18 protein-coding genes and 2 pseudogenes are annotated in these 20,621 nt (G+C 65.3%); all 20 read left to right on the forward strand.

What is annotated here, in order from left to right:
• Window positions 1-571 (forward strand): annotated as a pseudogene (locus EOD07_RS37505) (hypothetical protein); the annotation flags it as partial.
• The gene (locus EOD07_RS01840) at window positions 568-1,968 is read left to right on the forward strand and encodes an ABC transporter permease (protein ID WP_127233716.1); all 1,401 of its coding nucleotides are present in this window, start codon (window positions 568-570) and stop codon (window positions 1,966-1,968) included. The pseudogene EOD07_RS37505 and the gene EOD07_RS01840, both read left to right, overlap by 4 nt.
• A gap of 9 nt (window positions 1,969-1,977) precedes the next feature.
• Window positions 1,978-2,667, forward strand: coding sequence for a bacteriorhodopsin (locus tag EOD07_RS01845; protein ID WP_082369971.1), 690 nt, complete (start codon window positions 1,978-1,980; stop codon window positions 2,665-2,667).
• A gap of 59 nt (window positions 2,668-2,726) precedes the next feature.
• On the forward strand, window positions 2,727-4,922 hold the full coding sequence (locus EOD07_RS01850) for a flotillin domain-containing protein (RefSeq protein ID WP_073988885.1): 2,196 nt from the start codon (window positions 2,727-2,729) through the stop codon (window positions 4,920-4,922).
• Window positions 4,923-4,963: 41 nt separating this feature from the next.
• Window positions 4,964-5,428 (forward strand): hypothetical protein, encoded by a 465-nt coding sequence (locus EOD07_RS01855; protein ID WP_127233717.1) that lies wholly within the window; start codon window positions 4,964-4,966, stop codon window positions 5,426-5,428.
• Window positions 5,425-7,302: a hypothetical protein gene (locus tag EOD07_RS01860; protein ID WP_127233718.1), complete on the forward strand. Its 1,878-nt coding sequence runs from the start codon at window positions 5,425-5,427 to the stop codon at window positions 7,300-7,302. The genes EOD07_RS01855 and EOD07_RS01860 overlap by 4 nt, the downstream gene beginning before the upstream one ends.
• 116 nt (window positions 7,303-7,418) lie before the next feature.
• A complete protein-coding gene (locus EOD07_RS01865; protein ID WP_164772026.1) occupies window positions 7,419-8,369 on the forward strand; it encodes a LysR family transcriptional regulator in 951 nt (316 codons plus the stop codon).
• A 76-nt stretch (window positions 8,370-8,445) separates the two neighbouring features.
• Window positions 8,446-9,408 (forward strand): LysR substrate-binding domain-containing protein, encoded by a 963-nt coding sequence (locus EOD07_RS01870; protein ID WP_073988881.1) that lies wholly within the window; start codon window positions 8,446-8,448, stop codon window positions 9,406-9,408.
• Between the two features lie 121 nt (window positions 9,409-9,529).
• Window positions 9,530-10,696: a CaiB/BaiF CoA-transferase family protein gene (locus EOD07_RS01875; RefSeq protein WP_127233721.1), complete on the forward strand. Its 1,167-nt coding sequence runs from the start codon at window positions 9,530-9,532 to the stop codon at window positions 10,694-10,696.
• Between the two features lie 41 nt (window positions 10,697-10,737).
• Window positions 10,738-12,027, forward strand: a complete 1,290-nt coding sequence (locus EOD07_RS01880; RefSeq protein ID WP_245469765.1) for an MmgE/PrpD family protein — start codon at window positions 10,738-10,740, stop codon at window positions 12,025-12,027.
• Window positions 12,027-13,184 (forward strand): acyl-CoA dehydrogenase family protein, encoded by a 1,158-nt coding sequence (locus EOD07_RS01885; protein WP_127233723.1) that lies wholly within the window; start codon window positions 12,027-12,029, stop codon window positions 13,182-13,184. Before EOD07_RS01880 ends, EOD07_RS01885 begins: the two co-directional genes overlap by 1 nt.
• Window positions 13,185-13,196: 12 nt before the next feature.
• Window positions 13,197-14,057, forward strand: a complete 861-nt coding sequence (locus EOD07_RS01890; RefSeq protein WP_127233724.1) for a MaoC family dehydratase N-terminal domain-containing protein — start codon at window positions 13,197-13,199, stop codon at window positions 14,055-14,057.
• Window positions 14,054-14,890 (forward strand): CoA ester lyase, encoded by an 837-nt coding sequence (locus EOD07_RS01895; protein ID WP_127233725.1) that lies wholly within the window; start codon window positions 14,054-14,056, stop codon window positions 14,888-14,890. Before EOD07_RS01890 ends, EOD07_RS01895 begins: the two co-directional genes overlap by 4 nt.
• Window positions 14,891-14,893: 3 nt before the next feature.
• Window positions 14,894-16,381, forward strand: coding sequence for an NAD-dependent succinate-semialdehyde dehydrogenase (locus tag EOD07_RS01900; protein ID WP_127233726.1), 1,488 nt, complete (start codon window positions 14,894-14,896; stop codon window positions 16,379-16,381).
• 66 nt (window positions 16,382-16,447) lie between these two features.
• A pseudogene (locus tag EOD07_RS01905) lies at window positions 16,448-17,218 on the forward strand (GNAT family N-acetyltransferase); the annotation flags it as partial.
• A 44-nt stretch (window positions 17,219-17,262) separates the two neighbouring features.
• Window positions 17,263-17,586: a sterol carrier protein domain-containing protein gene (locus EOD07_RS38345; protein WP_245469767.1), complete on the forward strand. Its 324-nt coding sequence runs from the start codon at window positions 17,263-17,265 to the stop codon at window positions 17,584-17,586.
• 75 nt (window positions 17,587-17,661) lie between these two features.
• Window positions 17,662-18,489: a MurR/RpiR family transcriptional regulator gene (locus tag EOD07_RS01910; RefSeq protein ID WP_127233727.1), complete on the forward strand. Its 828-nt coding sequence runs from the start codon at window positions 17,662-17,664 to the stop codon at window positions 18,487-18,489.
• Window positions 18,473-19,384, forward strand: coding sequence for an N-acetylmannosamine kinase (locus EOD07_RS01915; RefSeq protein WP_127233728.1), 912 nt, complete (start codon window positions 18,473-18,475; stop codon window positions 19,382-19,384). Before EOD07_RS01910 ends, EOD07_RS01915 begins: the two co-directional genes overlap by 17 nt.
• A gap of 65 nt (window positions 19,385-19,449) precedes the next feature.
• Complete coding sequence (locus tag EOD07_RS01920) at window positions 19,450-20,166, forward strand: N-acetylmannosamine-6-phosphate 2-epimerase (RefSeq protein ID WP_127233729.1); 717 nt, start codon at window positions 19,450-19,452, stop codon at window positions 20,164-20,166.
• The coding region (locus tag EOD07_RS01925) for a Gfo/Idh/MocA family oxidoreductase (protein WP_164772027.1) at window positions 20,163-20,621 on the forward strand (459 nt) is incomplete at its 3' end. The genes EOD07_RS01920 and EOD07_RS01925, both read left to right, overlap by 4 nt.

The raw sequence follows: 20,621 nt of genomic DNA on the forward strand, positions 1-20,621 counted from the left end.
GCTTGGGGCGCTCAACCTCTTTCTCATCGGCTACGTCCTGGCCACGTTCAACTTCGGCGCCACCCAGGCCTTCGTGACGCAACTGTTCTACGGCTTGATCCTCGTCCTGTCGCTGCTTCTGACCCTGCTGGTGCCGGTCATCGGGCGATACCTCTATTTCATTTCGCCCTTTGCGGCCTTTGTGGTCCTGGGCTGCGTCGTCGTCGGCATCATGCTCTATGTCAGCACCCGCGACACCTATGCGGTGGCGGCCGTCGCCGACGGCGCCTTGAAGCCCGACGCGGACGTGATGAGCCGCTATCTGCTGCTGCCGATCATGCAGTCGGGAAGCGGCCCGGTCCTGCCCGACCTGACGCCGCTGCAGAAGACCGTCTTCGGTTTCGCCGCCGTGCTGGCCGTGCTGACCTTCACGGTCCGCGTCATCGTGGCTGAAGCCGTTTCGGTGCGCCTCGGCGCCTTCATCTATGTCTTCGTCTCGGCGCTCATCCTGTTGCTCTTCGTGGTCGTCGGCGAGCAAAGCCACGTTCCAGGGATTTCGGCGACCGGACAATCCTCGGGGAGCGTGCCATGAGTGAGACGTTCGGCGAGGGCGGACGCGGCGGCCTTTTCGTTCCGCGATCACGCGCCGTGGTATGGTTCAACCTTGCCGCAACATTCGTCGTTGCCGCGATCAGCTTCGGGCTTGGCTTCTGGCAGGGGATCAGCGCGCAGATCGTGATCCTCTATACGATCGTCCTGGCGGCTGTGCTGTTCTGGCTGATCAACTATGTCGCCGTCATCTTCGAGACCCGCGCTCCGTCCCCGGAGACGGACAATGCAGCGCCCGCCGGGGTCGGCGGCGTCTGGTCCGGCAATCGGGTGCTGATCGTCACCATGGCGGTGATGCTGATCATCTACCTGCTGATCACCGCCACGGTCCCGTCATTCCGCACCCTCGGCAACCTGATCGCCTTCCTGCTCCTTGAAGCGATCCTGGTCTTTGCATTCAAGGTCAGCAACCGCTTCGCCCATGGCCGCAGCGCCTTTATCGGCCTGATCGTGCTTTTGGCGCTGATCGTGATCAGTTCCTTCACGATCAACGGTTTCCTCTCGGCCGCCAACATCAAGGCGATACTGCTGTTCGCGGCCTTCCTCGGCATCGCCTGCGTCGGGCAGACGCTGGTGGCGCTGCTCGGCGGCCTGGACCTGTCGATCCCGTTCGTGATCGGCTCCTCGAACATCGGGCTTCTGTTCCTGATCGGGCTCGGTGTTCCGTCGTGGCTGGCCGTCCTGTTCGTGCTGGTGATCGGCGCCGCCCTCGGCTTCCTCAACGGCGTCCTGTCCTATCGCCTGCAGGGCCAGGCGCTGATCCTGACGCTCGGGATGGGCTTCTCGATCGCGGGCCTCGTCCAGATCCTGACCAGCATAGGATCGTCGTTCGGCGGCAACGTCTTCGGCACCGTTCCCAAGTGGCTGCAGAATCTCGCCGCCATGAACGGTCGCACTTTCGGCCTCGCGGTTCCGCCGACCATTCTCCTGTGGATCGCGATCGCTGTCATCGTTATCGTCGGACTGCGCTACTCCGCCTTCGGCCGTTACATCTACGCCCTCGGCGGGAACCGCCGCTCGGCCAAGCTGATCGGCGTTTCCGAGTTCAAATACTGGACGATCGCCTATGCCATCAGCGGCTTTTCAGCCGCCCTGACGGGATGCCTGCTTCTGGGCTGGAGCGGCGGCGGCTTCATCGGGGTTGGCGATCAGTATCTTTTCACGACCCTGGCCGCGGTCGTCATCGGCGGGACGTCGCTGATGGGCGGCTACGGTGGCTATGGCTACACCGTGATCGGTGTTCTCGTGCTGCAGGTGTTGAGCGCCTTCCTGATCGGCATCGGGCTCAAATACGAATGGCAACAATTCATCTTCGGTCTTCTGATCCTGCCGATGGTCGCGCTCTACGGCCGCGCCCCTCACATCAGAGCCCAGGTCTAGGGAAAGCCCATGTTTGCTACACTCTTTCAGTCCAGCGCCGTGGTCAGCACCGCGCTCAGCGTCGCGACCCTCGCCATGTTCGCCACGGCCGCCTTGGCCATGCTGGGCCTGACATGGACCTCCGAGCGGTGGCGCGTCCCGCTGGCGCTTTCAGGCGTTGCCCTTTTGGCGTCGGGTCTTGAATATTACGCGGCCTCCAACATCTGGCTGGCGGGCCAGCAGCTCAGCGCCGCCTCCCGATATGTCGCCTGGTTCGTCGTCCAGCCGATGCAGGTCGCATCGCTGTTCTTCTTTGCGCGCATTGCCGGGAAAGTACCGGTCGGCGTGTTCTGGCGGACACTGGCGGCGGCGCTCCTGATGGTCCTTGCCCGCTATCTTGGCGACGCGCGGATATTCAACCCGACCCTTGGCGTGCTGCTGTCGATCGCATTCTGGCTCTATATCCTTGGCGAGTCTTATTTCGGCGCCATGGCCGATGCCGTCGGCAAGTCGACGCGGCCGATCCGGCTCGGCTATTTCTGGATCAGGCTGATCATGACGATCGGCTGGGCGATATACCCGATCCTGCATTTCGTGGACGTCGTCATCGGCACCGGCCACGTGGCGCCCGTCATCGTGCTCTATACCATTGCCGATCTTGTCAATCTCATCGCCGTCTCGATGATCGTCCTCGCCGTCGCCGGCGAGGAGCGTTTCTGAGGGCTGTCAATCTTCGCGCCGGCATGCCCGGCGCCCGCGGTTAAGTGGAGGATATTCTCATGAATGGCTCAGATGTGATTGCAGTCGTTATTCTCGTAACGATCATCATCGCGATCGGTGTCTATCTGCTGCATTGGCTGTACAGGCACTCGTCCAAGGACCAGTCCTTCGTGCGCACCGGCCTCGGCGGCGAGCGGGTGGTGATGGGCGGCGGCGCGCTGATCATTCCGATCGTCCACGACATTACGCGCGTCGACATGAACGCGATCCCGGTGGAGATCCGCAGGCTCGGCGAGCAGTCCCTGATCACCAGGAACAAGATGCGCATCGACATCATCGCCGAGTTCTTCGTCCGGGTGGTGCCGACGGAAGCCGGCGTCTCGACCGCCGCCCGCACCCTTGGCGAGCGCACCCAGAACCCGGCCGCGCTGAAGGAGATCGTCCAGGGCCGGTTCGTCGATGCGATGTCGGCCATCGCGTCCACGATGACGATGGACGAAATCCACACCAACCGAGGCCGCTACATGAATGAGGTGGCCGCATTGGCGGCGACGACCCTCGGGTCGAATGGCCTGGAGCTCGAGAACGCCTCCCTGACCAGCCTCAACCAGACCGACATTTCGGTGTTCGATCCCTCGAACGCGTTCGATGCCGAAGGTCTGACGCAACTGACCGAGCAGATCGAGGAGCGGCGCCTGCTGCGCAACCGCATCGAAAACGAATCGCGGATCGGCATCAAGCTCAAGGATTTCGAGACCGAGCAGCGGGCCCTGGAGATCGAGCGCGACCTCGAATACGCCCGCATCGAGCAGGCGCAGGCGATCGAAATCCGCAAAGCCAATCAGCTTGCCGAGATCGAGGCCGAAAGATCGAGCTCCACGATCAGCATCCAGAACGCCAGGATCCGCAGCGAGCAGGAGGCCGAGCGGATCCGCATCGCCAAGGATCGCCTGATCGATTCCGAACGCATAAACACCCAGTCGGAGGTGCGCTCGCTGGAGATCAAGAAGCAGCAAGAGACCGAAATGACCGAGATCATGTCGCGGCGGCAGCTGGAGATGCAGCGGATTCAGAACCGCCGGGAAGTCGAGGCGGAGCGGATTGAGAACGAGCAGCATGTGAAGGAGTCGGAAATCCGCTCGCGCCAGGAGCTGTCGATCATCGAGACGACGTCCACGGCCGAAGTCGACCAGGCCAGGCTGGAGAAGCAGCGCGAGACCGAGGCGCACCGTATCGAGACCGACAAGGCGATCGAATTGCTGGCCGTGGCGAAGTCGAAAGAGGTCCGCATCAGCAATGAGCTTGCCGAGGCCGATCAGGAAAAGGCTCGCCTCCAGAAACGCTACGACGTGGATGTCGAGCGGCTGAGGGTGGACGAGGAGATCGTCCAGCTCGAGATCGAGAAGAACCAGAAGATCAAGCTCGCCGAGACCAAGGCGTTCCAGGAGATCCAGGACGCCTCGATCGCCGCCAACCGGCAGATCGACGAGTTGCGCATCGCCGCGCGCAAGTTCGTCGATAAATACGAGATCGAGCAGCAGAAAGAGGTCGAGATCGTCGACAAGGAACGCCTCATCGCCGTCATCAACAAGTCGATCGAGGAGGCCTACGCGAAGACCGAGGCCGCCGAGGCTCTGAAGAAGCAGGTCGAGATGGAAGAGCAGATCAACAGCGCCCGCGAAGAGGAAGTGGCCGAACGCATCAAGCGGGTCGAGCTCATCCAGTCCTCGTCTAGAATCGAGCGCGACGCCCAGCGCGTCGTCGCTTCGGCCAAGGCCGAAAAGGAGGCGACAGAGCTCAGGGCGCTCGCCGAGATCGCCGAATCCAACGCAGCCGAGGTCCGCTACGCCAAGGACGCCGCCGGACAGCGCATGCTCAACGAGTCCGAAAACACCCGCTCGGACGCCAGCAGGCGCAGCGCCATCTACGAGAACCTCGTCCGCAACCTGCCGAGCATCATCCGCGAGACCGTCAAGCCGATGGAGAACATCGAGTCGATCAAGATCCTGCAGGTCGACGGCCTGCCCGGCCTCAACAGTCCCTCCGAGACCGCCGGGGCTGCCGAGGGTGGTTCGGGCGGCGGCAACATGACGGACCGCGTCGTCAATTCCGCCATGAAATATCGCACCCAGGTCGCCTTCGTGGATGGCCTCATGAAGGATCTGGGACTGCCGATCGAGAACCTCGGAAGCGCCGGCGGCATGTCGTTCCGGAACTTCCAGGGGCAGGAGACGCCGAAGGACAAGGACGACTGAACGCGCCCTTGATCTGCGAGCCCAACTAGCGAGACCATTCGATGACCCCGCTCGGCAAAAACGAAGCGCTGGACCGCCACGTCCTGGTCATGGCGTGCTGGCTGGCGGCGGCCTTGCCCGCCGCGATCCTGTTCGACTACGGATTTGGCCGGGGAGGAGCGCCCTACATCCTTGCCGGGTTCGCGGCCGTCCTGGCCGGCTTTGTCGCCCATGTGATCGTCAATGTGGTCTACGGGACAGGCTTTTCGCCCCGCGAGCTGGGGCTCGGTCTCGTCATCTATGGGTTCGCGCTGGTGCTGTTCGTGATCCTGTCGCTGGTCAGCGCGTCCTTCGCCGCCCGCAACTTCGTGCCGGTCAGCATCGGGTTCATCGCGACCGGAGCCGTGATCGTTTTCTACCTGGTCACGCGGTTCGGGGCGCGACAGGCCTTTGACGCCTTCGACGTCATCCGCGACTTCCGCGCGGGCGACCGGGATCGAACCAGCCCGCCGGGAGACGGTCGATGACCCCACTGCTGGTTTCCGTCCTCGGCATCGTCGCGGTCCTGGGTCTCTATCTCGCGACCATCAGCGGCCGTCACGCCCAGCAGCCTGGCGATTTCGTCGATGCCGGCCTGGCCTTGCCGCCATGGGTGATCATCTTCGCCGGCGTAGGCGTCACATTGGCCAGCCTCGGCCTTCCCGATCATCTGCGTTTGCTCTCCACTTTCGGCCTGCAGTACAATCAGGTCGCCGTCGGCCTCATCTGCGTGGCCCTGGCCGCGACCATCACGCAGAAGCGGATCTGGCTCGCCGCCCGGCTGACCTCGCTGCGTACCCTCGGCGAGCTGCTCGGCGGCTATTTCGGAAGCACGACCCTGCGCATCTACATGCTGTTCGTGCTGTTCCTTTTCAGCATCCCCTTCGCGGCCATGTGCCTGTCCCAAGCGGGCGCGCTGGTGAGCGCCGCGACCGCCAACGACGTGCCGTCCGGGCTCGCGATCTGGTCGATCGCATTCGCGCTGTTCCTCTGCAGCGTGATCGGCGGCTGGCGCGCGATTGCCTATTTCGTCGCCGCCCAGTCCTTGCTGATGCTGGCCCTCATCGTCTTTTTCGGCGCTTTCATGGGCTTCGCGATCGACAGGTTGGCGTTTGCCGCCAACGGCATCGGCACAACCGGCGGCGTGCTCGCGGACAAGATACCGGGTGTCATCCAGTTCAGCGCCGGCATGGGCAAGGAACTGCCGGTCGGGGGCTTGTGGACCACATTCGCGGGACTGACCTTCGCGCTGTCGCTGGGCGGCATAGCGCTCAGCCCGGGCTTCAGCTTCCTCAGCGTCACGAGCGCGCCGCGCCGCGGTTTCGCATTCGGCCAGGTCTGGATGATCGCCGGACTCGCGGCCGGTACGCTGATGCTGGTCGGGCCGGTCCTGGCCGCGGAGATTTCGGCCGACGGGTCGTTGAGCGCCTTCGCCACCCGTCTGGCGGCCCTCGATCCGATGGTGGCGGTGGGCTTTACCGTCCTTCTGGTCGCGTCGGGCCAGATCGCCGTGGCATTCTTCGCCGGGTCCGGTGCATCGGTGTGCACCATCGAGCTGACGTCGCGCTATGTCATTCCGGGGATGGACGGACGTGCGAGCCGCTTTGCCGCTCGCGTGACCTTGGCTCTCGTCTATGGCGCTATTGCCGCGATCGCGAGCTTCGCGCCGCTCGGCGCGACGATCTTCTCGTCCCTCACGCTCAGCCTGTCCATGCAACTGCTGCCGGCGGTGCTCGGCCTGTGCTGGGTGCGTTGGATCAGCCGCAGCGGCGTGCTCGCCGGTTTGATCGTCGGCAGCCTTTGTGTCGTCTTCACCGAGAGCTTTGGGCTGGTGCTGTTCGAGCGGCTGTTTGTCGACCTGCCATGGGGCCGCTGGCCCTTATCGGTCCATTCCGCGGGATGGGGACTGGCGACCAATTTCGCGGCATGCCTGCTGGTCAGCCTGTTCACCCGCGCCGGCCTCGAGCGTGATCGCAGGGATCGCCTCCACGACGCTTTCGAGGAAAGTCAACGGGCGCGCAACGCAAGCCAGGCGGCCACGACGGCAAAATGGTCCCTGACGCTGCTGTGGGCGTTCTTTGCGCTCGGCCCCGGTGCGATCCTCGGCAACAGCTTCTTCAGCGAGCCGGTTTTCGCCGGGACCGTCGTTGCGCCGGGAGTGCCGTCGCTGCTGATCTGGCAAGTCCTCTTCTGGTTTGTCGGCGTGTTCATCGTGTGGTGGCTGGCCTATAGGGGACGCCTCTCCGTCATCGACGGGCTTCCGCGCCACAAGATCGTTCTCGTCCCCGACGTCAACCCGCTGTTCGAGCCGACAACGACGCCGTGGATCGCGAGGCTCCTCGACCGCGTGACAGGCCGGTAGAGCATGATCCCGAAAAGTGGGAACCGGTTTCGGAGAGAGATCGTGCTTCAACAAAGAGCAGCTGGATCGTGATGGCGGTTCAACGAAACGCATCACGATCTAGCGGGAGGCAGGGCATGGAAGGCATCGACCTCAGGCGTCTGCGCTATTTCATTGCAGTCTGCGAGCATGGCGGCTTCTCCCGTGCGTCCCAATCCATCGGAGTGGCCCAGCCGTCGCTGACGCGGCAGATCAAGCTGCTCGAGAAGGAAGTCGGCATCGCCTTGATCAAACGCAGCGGACGCGGTGCGGAGCCCACGACCGAGGGTCGCTTCCTGCTTGGCCAGTCGCGCCTGCACATCGAGGGGCTCGATGACGCCGTCCGCACGGTGCGACAGCGTTCCGACAAGCTCAAAGGTGAGATCTCGCTTGGAATATGCCCGACCATCGCACCGCTGTTTCTCGAGGACATCCGCAATTTTGTCGGAGCCCAGTACCGGGGTGTCACGCTCAATGTGGTTGAAGCCTATAGCGGCGACCTGGCCAGTCTCATGCGCGGCGGCCGGCTGGACGCCGCGCTGACCTACCGGCCCAGTTCGCCGGATCGGTTCGACGTTGTCGACCTTTTCGCCGAGCGCCTCGTGCTGGTCATGTCTTATGCGGGCGGCCCGGACGATACGCCACGCCGGCTCGAGGACATCGGCCGGCTGCGATTGATACTGCCGAGCGAGATCCATGAGTTGAGACGGATCATCGACCGGGTCTACCGGCACCGGGGCATTGCGTTGAAGCCGGAGCTCGAGCTCGACTCGCTCAGCGCCGTGAAAGCCGTCATCGCCGATAAGGGCACGCAGTACGCGACGATCCTGCCGCATTCCAGCGTGACGCGCGAACTGGAGGAGCATGCGCTCAGCGCTTATACCATAGGCGACAACGACATGGTCCGCACCATCGCCATCGTTCGGCCACCGGATGGCGCTCCCCAACACGCCGTGCTCGCCGCCTTGATCGACGAAGTCCGGCGGTTGGCGGGGCGTGTCAGGAAATCCAAGGGCAGCGCGGACGCGGTCTTATCCGGGCAGGGATAGACGGATCGCCGCTATTTTGCCATTGCCTCAATAACGAAATCTTATACGGTAGCCTTCGATAGATAGGGCGCCGTTTTTGGATCTTCGTCAGCTTAAATATTTTTCCCAAGTCGTCGAAAGCGGTTCGTTCTCGAAAGCCGCCACCCAGCTCCATGTGGCGCAGCCAGCGCTAAGCCAGCATGTCAGGCATATGGAGGAGGAGCTGGGGCTTCCACTCCTGCATCGCGGGCCGCATGGCGTCAGTGCGACGGAAGCCGGCGCGCGGCTCATGGTGCATGCCAAGCGCATCCTTGCCGAGTTCGCGGAAATCAGCGACAGCGTCAGGGGAGCCGCGATCGCGCCGCGCGGCGAAGTCCGCTTCGGCCTTCCGGGCACGGTCAGCGAGCTTCTCGCGGCGCCGCTGATCGAGGCCGCGCGCGAGCGCTTTCCGGAGGTGCGCATCCGCGTCGTCGAGGCGATGAGCGGCTACATTCTCGAGTGGTTGAAGCGCGGCGAAGTCGACCTCGCGATGATCTACGCGACGTCGAATCCGAGGGGGCTCGCCGTTCACCACGGCCTGTCCGAGGAAATCTGTCTTTTTGCCAATCCGTCCATGGCGGGCGCTGACGACTTTCAGGGCTCTTCCGTCGAGCTGCGCGACGTCGCCGGGCTGCCCTTGGTCGTGCCGGGGCCAGGCCACGGTCTACGCGAGCTGATCGAAGCCGTCGCGACATCGGTCCAGGTCGCCATCAACCCGGCGATCGAAATCGACTCTTATACCCAGATCAAGCGATTGGTGGCGCGCGGGATCGGTTTCGGGATCCTGCCGCGGATGGCGATCAATGCCGAGGCCCAGGCCGGCCTGTTCCGGGCGTGGAGTTTCCAGGACCCGCCGATCACCCGGAAAGTGTACCTGGCCTATTCGACGGAACGCCCCCTGCAGACGGCTCCGCGCGCCGTGGGCCAGCTATCGTGGGACATACTGCGTCAGCTGGTGAAGGATCAGGCCTGGAGCGCCGAGCTTTCCGACGAAAGCCAGCGACCTGACCTGTTCGGCTAGGGGTGCAACGAACGCACGGCCGACTGTGCCGTTTCGCTATACCTCCCATTACAAAACGCTATTTGACGGAGGGGACCCTTCCGGTGCGATGCTGTCGCAAAAGCAGGATAAGGAGCGAGCCATGCCAGGCGCGCTGGAGGGAACGACCGTCGTCTCGCTGGAGCAAGCCGTGGCTGCGCCCCTGGCGACGTCGCGGCTGGCCGACGCCGGCGCGCGCGTCATCAAGCTCGAGCGCCCCGAGGGCGATTTCGCCCGCGGCTATGACGACTACGTCCACGGCCTGTCGAGCTATTTCATCTGGAACAACCGCGGCAAGCAGTCCTGCACCGTCGACCTGAAGCAGCCGGATGATCTGGCGCTGGTCGAGGCGATGCTCGCCTCAGCCGACGTGTTCGTCCAGAACCTTGTGCCCGGCGCCACCGACAGGCTGGGCATCGGCAGCGCAGACCTCAGGCGGCGGTTCCCGAGGCTGATCGTGTGCGACATCGGCGGCTACGCGCCAGGAATGCCGGATCACGAGCGGAAAGCCTATGACCTGCTCATCCAGGCGGAAGCCGGTCTGGCGGGCGTCACGGGATCGGCGACGTCGGGTCCGACGCGCGTCGGCATATCGATATCCGATATCGCCACGGGACAGGCCGCCTATGCCGCCATCCTCGAAGCCCTGATCATGCGCGAGCGGACCGGGGAAGGGGCCCACCTGCAGGTCTCCTTGTTCGACACCCTCGCCGAGTACATGAATGTACCGTATCTGGCGCGCCATTACGGCGGCAAGGAGCCCAGCCGGCTTGGCCTCGCTCACCCGTCGATAGCTCCTTACGGGCTGTTTCGCGTCAGCGACGGGGAAATCCTGATCGCCGTCCAGAACGAACGCGAATGGGCCGTCTTCTGCGAGAGCGTCCTGCGCCAGCCGTCGGTGGCGACGGATCCGAGATTCGAACGCAACGTGCTGCGCATCAAGAATCGCGAGCCACTCGACGCTTGTGTGCAGGCGATCCTGGCGCCCTACACGATGGCCGGCTTGTGCGAACTGCTGGACCAGGTGCGCATCGGCTATGGCCGCGTGTCGACCATGGCGGACCTGGCTGTGCATCGCAGCGCGACCAGGGTCGCGGTCGAGACCGCGGTTGGTCCGATAGAGCTTTTCGCGCCGCCCGTCACGGTCGATGGCAAGCGCCCCGAATTGGGCAGGGTGCCCTCGCTCGGTGAACACGATGTGGCCTTGCGACGGGAATTCGGTCCGCCGGATACGGCGGGATCCCAACGGATAGGGAATAGAACGTCATGAGTCTCACCCGCGACCTGACCCGGTTGATCCGCGAAAAGCCGGTGACCGAACGCGATCTTGAATGGGCATCGCTGTTCGTCCTGGATACGCTCGGCTGCGCGCTCGGCGCGTTGCCGACCGAACCTGCCCGCATGCTCAAGGCGGTTGCGCCGCCGGCGCAGGCGGATACGGCCCGCAAGGCGTTCTATCTCGGCGGTCTGTCCCATATCCTGGAGATGGACGACCTGCACCGGGACTCGGTGACCCATCCAGGCAGCGTCGTCATTCCCGCGGCCTGGGCCGTGGCCCATGATCACGACCTTGGCGGCGAAGCGTTCCTGCGCGCGGTTCTGGCGGGATATGAAGCCTGTTGCCGCGTCGGCATGTCCGTCGGCAAGAAGCATTACCGGATCTGGCACAACACCTCGACCTGCGGGCCGTTCGGCGCGGCCTTTGCCGTGGCCGAGCTCATCGGCCTCGACGACGACAGGACCGTCTGGGCGCTCGGCAACGCCGGGACCCAGTCGTCGGGGCTTTGGGAGTTCCTGGCCGAGGGCGCCATGAGCAAGCATCTTCACACGGCCCGGGCCGCGGAATCGGGCGTCCTTGCATCGTTCCTGGCCAGGGAAGGGTTCACGGGCGCGCAAAACATCCTCGAGGGCGAAAAGGGATTCTATGCGGGCCTGTGCCCCGATCCGATTCCGGAGGCCGTGACGGCTGGGCCCGATCGGGCCTGGCAGCTGATCAACACCTCGATCAAGCCTTGGCCCTGCTGCCGCCATACCCATCCGGCGATCGACGGCGCCATTGCCTTGCACGCGGAGATAGCCGGCGAAGCCATCGCCAAGGTGAAGGTCGGAGCTTACCGGGCCGCGCTGGACGTGTGCGACCGGCCCATCCCGGAGGATCCCTACAGCGCCAAATTCTCGCTCCAGCACACGGTGGCGATCGCGCTCGCGGACGGCCGCGTCGACCAGGCAAGTTTCGATGCCGATGCCCGGCGGCGGATGGCCGGCGAACGCAAGAAAGTCGACGTCGAGCTGGCGCCTGGGATCGAGGCTGCGTACCCCGAATCGTGGGGCGCCGAGATCGTGGTGGAGACGGCTTCCGGTCGGCGTCTTTCCGCCGCGCGACACGACGCCAAGGGAGATCCCGGCAATCCGGTGACGGCGACCGAGCTCTCCGAGAAAGCGCGCGCGCAGCTCATCGCCGGCGGCAGTTCGCCAGCACGCGCCGACGAGCTGATCGGCGCCATCCTTGCACTGCCCGGCAACCGCCCGGTGCGCTCGCTGGGTTTGTTTGAACTCGCTGGAGACGCGCGTCCCCAGGCACGTGCCGCGGGGAGTGCTTGATGTTCAAGGATGTCGACAACGAGGAGATCCGCGAGGCCGTGCGTCGGCTCTGCGAGCGGTTTCCGGGCGAATACTGGCGCAAGCTCGACGCCGCCCGCGCCTACCCTGTGGATTTCGTCAACGCGCTGACGGAGGCGGGCTACCTCGCGACGCTGATCCCCGAGGAGTATGGCGGGGCGGGCCTGACGCTTTCGGCGGCGGCGGCCGTGCTCGAGGAGATCCAGCGCGCCGGCTGCAACGGCGCCGCCTGCCACGCGCAGATGTACGTCATGGGCACGCTGCTGCGGCATGGCAATGAGCAGCAGAAGCAGCGTTATCTTCCGAAGATCGCTTCCGGCGAATTGAGGCTGCAGGCATTCGGCGTCACCGAGCCCGGCAGCGGAACCGACACGACCTCCATCCGCACGTTCGCCCGCAGGGACGGCGATCATTACGTCGTCAGCGGCCAGAAGATCTGGACAAGCCGGGCCGAATATTCCGACCTGATGCTGCTGCTTGCCCGCACGACCCCGAAAGACCAGGTATCCAAGCGCACCGAAGGCCTCTCGGTGTTCATCCTCGACATGCGCGAGGCGCTCAAGCAGGGGCTTTCGATCCGGCCCATCCGCACCATGATGAACCACTCCACGACCGAGGTCTTCTTCGACAATGTCGAGGTCCCTGTCGAAAACCTGGTTGGGGAGGAGGGCAAGGGGTTCCGCTATATCCTTTCCGGCATGAATGCCGAGCGGATCCTGATCGCCGCCGAATGTATCGGCGATGCCAAATGGTTGATCAGGAAGGCCTCCGCCTATGCCTGCGAGCGCAACGTCTTCGGCCGGCCGATCGGCGCCAACCAGGGCATCCAGTTCCCGATCGCCAGGGCCTACGCCAACACGCGCGCCGCCGAGCTGATGGTCCGCGAGGCGACGCGCCTCTACGAGGCCGGCCTCGACTGCGGCGCCGAAGCCAACATGGCCAAGATGCTGGCCGCCGATGCCTCGAACGAGGCCGCCAATGCGTGCATCCAGACGCATGGCGGTTTCGGCTTCGCCGAGGAATACGATGTCGAGCGCAAGTTTCGCGAAACCCGACTCTACCAGGTGGCGCCGATCTCGACCAACCTCATCCTGTCCTACCTCTCCGAGCATGTGCTCGGAATGCCACGTTCCTACTGACGGACAAGGCCAGTGGACACGACCGGGAAGAAACCGTTCGCCGACTGGATTGGCCGTCAAAGCGAAAGCTTCGATGTCGTTTCGCAGCGCCTCGTGCAGAGCTTCAGAGCGATATTCGAGCCCAATCTCGCACCGTTGGCCGCCGGCCACGCGCCATTGGGGATCCACTGGTGCCTGTCGCCGGCGATCGCCGCGATGGACCAGTTGGGAGCCGATGGCCATCCGGCCAGAAACCTGTCCTTGCCGCCGGTGCCGCAGCCGCGCCGCATGTGGGCGGGTGGTGAATTGCAGATGCACGATGCCTTGCGGATCGGCGATGAGGTCCGTCGGGTCTCCACGATCCGCGACGTCGTGCGCAAGCAAGGCAGGTCTGGTGAACTCTGGTTCGTCGCGGTCGACCACCGCTATCACACCGCACGCGGCATCGCGCTGAGCGAACGGCACGATATCGTCTATCGCGAGGCCGCGACGCCGAAGCCCGCCGCATCGGGCCGCGATAAGACCGCCCCGATGCCTGGCCGTCCGGTCGGCGCATCGTGGGCCTTGGTCCCGTCGTCCACGCTGCTGTTCCGCTATTCGGCCATCACCTTCAACGGCCACCGCATCCACTATGACCTGCCTTACGCCACCGAAACGGAAGGCTATGAGGGCCTTGTGGTCCACGGCCCGCTGCAGGCGACGCTGATGTTCAACCTCGCGGCGGCTCGCGGCACCGGAATCCCGGCGACCTTCCGCTATCGGGGCGTCGCGCCGGCGATCGCCGGCCGCCACCTCACCGTCGCCGCCTCGCCCGACGGGCGACAGTTCTGGACCCAGGGCGATGACGGTGTCGTTCATATGGAAGCCGATGTCGGCCAGGATCTCGCGCCATGAGCCCGCAAGGCACTCAACGCCGCCCCTTGGTCGCGCCCTTGTTCGTCCCGGCGGATCGGCCGGAACGGTTCGACAAGGCCGATCGGTCCGGCGCCGATGCGGTGATCGTCGATCTCGAAGATGCGGTGGCGCCTGCCGCCAAGGACGGCGCCCGTTCCAACCTCCGCCACGTGCTGGACCTGCACAACCCCGCCTATGTGCGCGTGAACGCCGCGGACAGCAGCTGGCACAGTGAGGATATTGCCGCGCTCAAGGCGTTGGGGCTGCGGCGCCTATGCCTGCCGAAGGCGGAGTCGCCGGCCACGCTCGATGCGATCGTCCAGTCGTTGGGCGACGACGTCGAGATCATTGCGCTAATCGAAACGGCGCGTGGGCTGGAGGCCGCGGCCGCTTTGGCCGGTCATTCTCACGTCGCCACACTGGCTTTCGGACCCGCCGACTTCGCCCTCGACCTGGGCGTGGCCGCTTCCGACGCCCTCAAGGCGCATGCCATGATGTGGCTGGCCATCGCCAGCAGGGCGGCCGACAAGGCTCTGCCGTTGGACGGCCCGTCCTTCGAGGTGACGGATACCGCCAGGCTGACCCTCGAATGCCGGCAGGCCCTGGATCACGGCGCCGGCGGCAAGCTTTGCATCCACCCTGCCCAGACCGCGCACGTCATCGCCGCCTTTCGTCCGAGCGCCGAACAACTGCGCTGGGCGCAGCGCGTCGTCGATGCTGCCCAGGACGGCGCGGCGCGTCTCGTCGATGGCAGGATGATCGACGCACCGATTATCGCCCAGGCCCGGGCGCTTCTCCTCAAGGGCCACTCGCAATCCAGTGAAGGGGTCTGAACCATGGCCGTATCAGCGACATTGCTTGGCAAGATCAAGGACAAGGATCTGATCCGGGAACAGGGATTGATCGGCAACGAATGGCTCGGCCGGTCCCAGTCCGGAAAGACGTTCAATGTCACCAACCCCTCGACCAACGAAGTGTTGGCGACATTGCCCGATTTCACGCGCGCCGAGATCGCCAAGGCCATCGACGTGGCCCATGTCGCGCAAAAGGACTGGGCGGCCCGCACCGGCAAGGAGCGCGCCGCCGTCCTGCGGCGCTGGTATGACCTGACCATTGCCAGTCTCGACGACCTGGCGACGATCCTGACCGCCGAGATGGGCAAGCCCTTCGCCGAGTCCAGGGGCGAAGTCCTCTACGGCGCGTCCTACATCGAGTGGTTCGGCGAAGAGGCCAAGCGCGTCTATGGCGACACGATTCCGGGCCATGCGCGCGACAAGAGGATCGTCGTCATCAAGCAACCCGTCGGCGTCGTCGGCGCCGTCACGCCCTGGAATTTCCCCTCGGCGATGGTGGCGCGCAAGATCGCTCCGGCGCTGGCGGTGGGCTGCTCGATGGTGTTCAAGCCGGCGGCGCTCACCCCTCTCTCCGCCTTGGCCTTGGCCGTGCTGGCGCAAAGGGCAGGGGTGCCGGCCGGGCTGCTGAGCATCGTCCCGATCACCAGGAGCTCAGATTTCGGCGACGAGATTTGTGAAAACGCGAAGGTCCGCAAGCTGACCTTCACCGGGTCCACCGAGGTCGGCCGCACGCTCATGGCGCAAGCCTCGGCGCAGGTGATGAAGCTCAGCATGGAACTGGGCGGCAACGCGCCTTTCATCGTGTTCGACGATGCCGATGTCGATGCCGCGGTCGAAGGCGCGATCGTTTCGAAATATCGCAACGCCGGACAGACCTGCGTCTGCGCCAATAGGCTCTATGTGCAGAGCGGGATCTACGACGCGTTCGCCGAGAAGCTGGCGCGTCGCGTCAAAGCCTTCAAGGTCGGCGACGGCTTCGCCGAAGGGACCGAAATCGGCCCGCTTGTCGACGACCGCGCCGTGGCCAAGGTCAGGCGCCACATCGAGGACGCCGTCTCGCACGGCGCCAGCATCGTCGCGGGCGGCCCGGACCATCCGCTCGGCGGCAATTTCATCCAGCCGACGGTGTTGACCGGGGTAACCGCCCGGATGGCGGTCGCCCGGGAGGAGACGTTCGGCCCGTTGGCGCCCTTGTTCCGCTTCGACACGGTCAAGGACGTCATCGAAATGGCAAACGACACCGAGTTCGGCCTCGCCGCCTATTTCTACGCCAAGGATACGAGCCGCGTCTGGGCGGTTGCCGAAGCGCTGGAGTACGGCATGGTGGGCATCAACACCGGCCTGATCTCGACCGAAGTGGCGCCGTTCGGCGGCATCAAGCAATCGGGCTTCGGCCGCGAAGGCTCCAAATACGGCCTGGATGACTTTCTCGAGCTGAAATACCTGTGTTTTGGCGGGCTTGCGGGCTGAACCAAGCAGCCTGTTGCGCATTGCCGTTTTCAAGTTATGATGAAAAGCGTCATTCTTGGAAGCGAAATGAAAAAAAACTTCAAACTTGAACCGGCGACCGCCGTGGATGCCGCCGGCATCGCCAGCCTGCTGAGTTGGGCGTTCGGCTTCAGCAGGACCCGGTCCGAGGAATACATCGCCAATGCCGGGCTGGCTTCGCTGAGGCTCCTGCGCGGCGAGGACGGGCTTCCGATGGCTTGCGCGGCCTTGCTCGAAACCGCGCATGTCTTCCACCGCAGACCGGTGCGGGCCGTCAACATCGCCCATGTGGCGATCGCGCCGGAGCGGCGCGGGCAGGGCCTCGCGGTTCCCTTGGTCGACGCGCTTTGCGAGGAGGCGAAGGCAAATGGCGCGGCGGTCGCGACGCTGTTTGCCTCGACCCGGCCGGTCTATCGCAAGGCGGGCTTCGAGCTCGCCGGCCACGAGATTGTCTACGAGGCCGAGACCGCGGCGTTGCCCTCCGCCAGCCGGCTTGGCTTCGAGCGCGTCGAACTCGACGATCAGCGGCTGGCCGGCGCCTATGCCGAAAAGACGTTGCGCGAATCCGGGCTGCTCGTGCGCGGCATGGCGCACTGGAACGAGTTGCGCCGCGCGCCGACCGATGCGCTCGCCGCCTATTTGGCCGAGGGCGAGGCCGCCTATCTGATCCTCGACATGGGCAACGAGGCGCGTCTTGAGGTCCGGGACTGGTTTGCCGCTTCGCCCGAGGCGGCGCTTGGCCTGCTCTCCTTCCTCGCCCGTTTCCGCTCGGTCTATCCGGCGGTGCGCTGGCACGGCGCTCCGCAGGACGATCTGGTGGCGGCCATGCCGGACAAGGGCTGGCGGCTTGCGCATCAGGAGGAGTGGCTGCTGCGCGTGCTCGACCCCGCAGCCGCGCTGCGCCAGCGCGGCTACCATGTCGACGCAGCCCGGCTCGCGTTGCGCATCGGCGAGGCGCCGCCGCTGGAGATCGACATCCGCGCGGGCAAGGCGGAGGTAGGCGAGGCGGCCGGGGCGTTGGGCGGCGCGGTGTCCTGCAACCGACCGCCTTCGCCCAGCTCTTCACGGGCTTTCGCAGCGCCTCGAAACTGGCGCAGTATGGCCTCGTTTCCGGCGACTCGGCTGACATACGCCGCTGTGACCAGCTCTTTGCCGGATCGCCGCCCTGGGTGGCGGAACATTTCTGAGCATGATCCCGAAAAGGTGGGAACCGGTTTTGGACAGGATCATGCTCACACCAGGAAGCTTTTGAGGGATATTGCATGACACACGCGCTGATAGCCTCGCTGAGAGCGGCGGCAGGCGACATGACTCCGGCGCTGGCGCGCGTCGCCGAGACGGTGCTGGCGCAACCCGACGCCACGCTTCGCCAGAGCATCACCGAGCTTGCCGAAACGTCCGGATCGTCTGAGGCGAGCGTCATGCGCTTTTGCCGCGACCAAGGCTTTTCCGGCTTCCAGGATTTCAAGCTGGCGCTGGCCAAGGAATTGGCGACCGACGAACGGGCGCGCGATAACGGCTCTCCTTCCGACGACATCCAGCGGCTGGTCGAAACCGCGATCACCTCGCTGCGCGAGACCGAGCAACTGATCGTTCGCGAAGACGTCGCCGTCGCGTCGCGAAAACTCCTCGACGCTTCCGTGGTCGAGTGTTTCGGCATCGCCGCCTCCGCCGTCACGGCGCAGTATCTCGCCTACAAGATGACCCGCATCGGCAAGTTCAGCCGCGCGCTAGGCGATGCGCATCTGGCGGTTATGGCGGCGGGAACCGCGCAGCCGGGGACGGTGCAGGTGGTGATCTCGAGCTCCGGCTCGACCATCGACGCCGTGCGTGTCGCCGAGCTCGCCCGCTCCAAGGGCGCTTTCGTCATCGGTATCTCCAACCGTTCGAAGAGCCCGCTGATCGCCGTCTGCGACCTGGCTTTGATTGCCTCCTGGCCGGAGACGCCGCTCACTGGCGGCGCCTTCCCGTCGAAGATCAGCCAGCTGCTCATCGTCGATGCGCTGGTCTCCGAGATGACCAGGCAGGATCCGAAGCGGCTGGTCGAGCTCAGCCGTACGGCGGAGGTCGTGAGTGACCGCAGCTTCTGATTTGCCGGTGCTCGCCATCGATATCGGCGGCACCAAGATCGCGACAGCCGAAGTGCGTGGCGGCAGGATCGCCAACCGCCGCCAGGCGCCGACGCCACGCACCGGCAGGGGTGACGACCTGATCGCGGCCATCGCTGGGCTTGCGCCGAAAAGCGGTTTTGGCGCAGTGGCCGTCGCCACCACCGGCATCGTGCGCGACGGCGCGTTGACGGCGCTGAACCCCGAAACCCTGCCGATCGAGGACGGTTATCCGATTGCCTCGGCGATCGAACACGCTTTCGGCATGCCGCCGTTCGTCGTCAATGACGCCCAGGCCGCTGCCTGGGCCGAATTCACGATCGGCGCCGGCGAGGGTTTTCGCAACTTCGCCTTCTTCACCGTCTCCACCGGCATCGGCTGCGGGCTGGTGATAGATGGCCGGCTGGAAAGCGGCGCGACCGGGCTCGCCGGCCATGTCGGGCACACGCGCTCCGAGCCCGGCGGCATCCTGTGCGGCTGCGGCCGGCGCGGCTGCCTGGAGACGGTCGCCTCGGGTACGGCGCTGGCGCGGCTGGGCAGCGCGCGCCTTGGCCGCAAGGTTACCGCGCCGGAGCTGTTTGCGGCGGCGGAACAAGGCAACGGCAATGCCGCGGAAATCATCGCCGGCGCGGTCGCAGCACTGGTCAACGCCTTTGCCGACCTGACGGCCTCGGTCGATGTCGACTGCTTTGCCGTCGGCGGCGGAGTCGGCCTCGCCGGCGGCTTCATCGAGGCACTGCACGCGCGCTCGCTCGACCTGCCGCGCGTCTACCGGCGTCCCATCCTCGCCGCGCGTGCGGGCGCCGATGCCGGCCTGCTTGGCGCGGCGATGCTGGCGAGTTCAAAAATGCCTGACGGAAATTTTCATCGAAAATAATTTATTGACAAAAACTTTCATCCACGCTTGGTTAGCAGGGTAATGCTCTTCCAGGAGATGCCCCGGTGCAGGCCAAGCAGGGCGATTTGCTCGCCACACTCGATGGAACGCTGGTCGTGTCGTGCCAGGCCGAATCCGGCCTGCCGCTCGACGCTCCCGGCCACATCGCCGCGATGGCGCGCTCCGTCGTGTTGGGCGGCGCCACCGGCGTCCGCATCGAGGGGGTGGCCAACGTCGCCGCCGTCCGCGCGGCGGTCGACGTGCCGCTCATCGGCCTGATCAAGTCCAGGCGCGACGACACCGAGGTCTACATCACACCGACGCTCGACGACGTCGCCGCCGTCGTCGAGGCCGGCGCCGATATCGTCGCGATCGACGCCACTGCCCGGCCGCGCCCAGCCGAGCTGAAGGCGATGTTCGCCAGCATCGCGGCGAGGGGGCGGCTCTCCATGGGCGACGTCGCCACGCTCGATGAAGGCCGGCGCGCGCTCGATGCCGGCGCTGACCTCATCAGCACCACCATGGCCGGCTACACAAACTATTCCAGCGACCAGCGCGGCCCCGCCTTCGCCCTGATGGAGGAACTCGCCCGTGCCGGCCTGCCTTTCGTTGCCGAGGGGCGCATATGGTCGCCGCACGAGGCCGTCCGTTGCTTCGAGCTCGGCGCCCGCTTCATCGTCGTCGGCGGCGCCATCACCCGGCCCGACGCCATCACCCGCCGCTTCGCCGACGAGGTCGCCGCTTCGAGTGCCCGTCCGCAACTGAGAAGGAACCCGACATGATCAAGCGCCGTCGCGTCGCCGTCATTGGTGCAGGCTTCATGGGCTCCATGCATGCCGGCATCTTCGCCAACATGGTGGGCTCCGAGCTCGCGGCCATCGTCGATCCCAACCGCGCGCTGGCCGAGGCCGTGGCGGCCAAGGCGCCGGGCTGCAAGGTCTATGACAGCCATCAGGCGCTGCTGGGCTCGGAACGCGATCTCGATCTAGTCTCGATCTGCACGCCGGACAATCTGCATCTGGCGCCGGCCGTTGCAGTGGCCGAAGCCGGCATCAACGTCTTCGTCGAGAAGCCGATCTCCTCCAAGGTCGACGACGCCCAGGCCATCATCGCGGCTTGCGAGGCGGCGGGCGTAAAGCTCGGCGTCGGCTACCTGCTGCGCTTCGATCCGCGCTACGCCGCCGCCAAGGAGCTGATGACATCGGGCAAGATCGGTGAGCCGATCCACATCTATGCC

This window comes from Mesorhizobium sp. M2C.T.Ca.TU.002.02.1.1 (assembly GCF_003997225.1).

Bases quoted from the DNA above. Each gene is read 5' to 3' on its own strand.
- EOD07_RS01840 (WP_127233716.1), top strand. From the start codon at position 568: ATGAGTGAGACGTTCGGCGAGGGCGGACGCGGCGGCCTTTTCGTTCCG.
- EOD07_RS01845 (WP_082369971.1), top strand. From the start codon at position 1,978: ATGTTTGCTACACTCTTTCAGTCCAGCGCCGTGGTCAGCACCGCGCTC.
- EOD07_RS01850 (WP_073988885.1), top strand. From the start codon at position 2,727: ATGAATGGCTCAGATGTGATTGCAGTCGTTATTCTCGTAACGATCATC.
- EOD07_RS01855 (WP_127233717.1), top strand. From the start codon at position 4,964: ATGACCCCGCTCGGCAAAAACGAAGCGCTGGACCGCCACGTCCTGGTC.
- EOD07_RS01860 (WP_127233718.1), top strand. From the start codon at position 5,425: ATGACCCCACTGCTGGTTTCCGTCCTCGGCATCGTCGCGGTCCTGGGT.
- EOD07_RS01865 (WP_164772026.1), top strand. From the start codon at position 7,419: ATGGAAGGCATCGACCTCAGGCGTCTGCGCTATTTCATTGCAGTCTGC.
- EOD07_RS01875 (WP_127233721.1), top strand. From the start codon at position 9,530: ATGCCAGGCGCGCTGGAGGGAACGACCGTCGTCTCGCTGGAGCAAGCC.
- EOD07_RS01885 (WP_127233723.1), top strand. From the start codon at position 12,027: ATGTTCAAGGATGTCGACAACGAGGAGATCCGCGAGGCCGTGCGTCGG.
- EOD07_RS01895 (WP_127233725.1), top strand. From the start codon at position 14,054: ATGAGCCCGCAAGGCACTCAACGCCGCCCCTTGGTCGCGCCCTTGTTC.
- EOD07_RS01900 (WP_127233726.1), top strand. From the start codon at position 14,894: ATGGCCGTATCAGCGACATTGCTTGGCAAGATCAAGGACAAGGATCTG.
- EOD07_RS01910 (WP_127233727.1), top strand. From the start codon at position 17,662: ATGACACACGCGCTGATAGCCTCGCTGAGAGCGGCGGCAGGCGACATG.